Consider the following 907-nt stretch of genomic DNA (forward strand, 5'->3'; position numbering starts at 1 on the left):
CCGGGCCGGGGCCGGTGGGGCGCAAGTGAAGGGAATGGTCACCGCATCGAGGCGCACATCGGAGCGGGCTAGGCTGACCAGTGATGTCTGGTCTGCGCTCCGTGCTCCTACTGTGCTGGCGAGATACCGGGCACCCGCAGGGCGGCGGCAGCGAGGCCTATTTGCAGCGCATCGGCGCGCAGCTCGCCGCGTCCGGCACCGCCGTCACGCTGCGCACCGCCCGTTACCCCGGCGCGCCGCGCCACGAGGTGGTCGACGGCGTGCGCATCGACCGCGTCGGCGGCCGCTACACCGTCTACGTCTGGGCCCTGCTCGCGATGGCGGCCGCGCGGCTGGGACTCGGCCCGCTGCGGCGCGTGCGGCCCGACGTGGTCGTCGACACCCAGAACGGCCTGCCGTTCCTCGCCCGGCTGGTGTACGGCCGGCGGGTGGTGGTGCTGGTGCATCACTGCCACAGGGAGCAGTGGCCGGTGGCCGGCCCGGTGCTGGGCCGGCTCGGCTGGTTCGTCGAGTCGACGGTGTCGCCCCGGCTGAACCGCCGCAACCAGTACGTGACGGTGTCGCTGCCGTCGGCGCGCGACCTGGTGACGCTCGGGGTCGACAACGCGCACATCGCTGTGGTGCGCAACGGCCTCGACGAGGCCCCGGCGCGAACGCTGTCCGGCCCGCGCGCCGCGGCCCCACGGGTGGTGGTGTTGTCGCGGCTCGTGCCGCACAAGCAGATCGAGGACGCGCTGGAGGCCGTCGCGCAGCTGCGGCCGCGCATGCCGGGTCTGCACTTGGACATCGTGGGCGACGGCTGGTGGCGGCAGCGGCTCGTCGACCACGTCGGCCGGCTGGGCATCTCGGGCGCGGTGACCTTCCACGGTCACGTCGACGACGTGACCAAACACCATGTGCTGCAGAG

The 907-nt window shown here is 73.3% G+C and carries 1 protein-coding gene; it reads left to right on the forward strand.

Annotated features, from left to right (window positions below):
- Nucleotides 1-83: 83 nt before the first annotated feature.
- Nucleotides 84-907 (forward strand): glycosyltransferase family 4 protein (locus tag A5681_RS08220; RefSeq protein ID WP_067271952.1); only part of this gene is annotated, 824 nt, incomplete at its 3' end.

It is taken from the genome of Mycobacterium scrofulaceum (assembly GCF_001667885.1).
GTDB classification, from domain to species: Bacteria; Actinomycetota; Actinomycetes; order Mycobacteriales; family Mycobacteriaceae; genus Mycobacterium; species Mycobacterium scrofulaceum_C.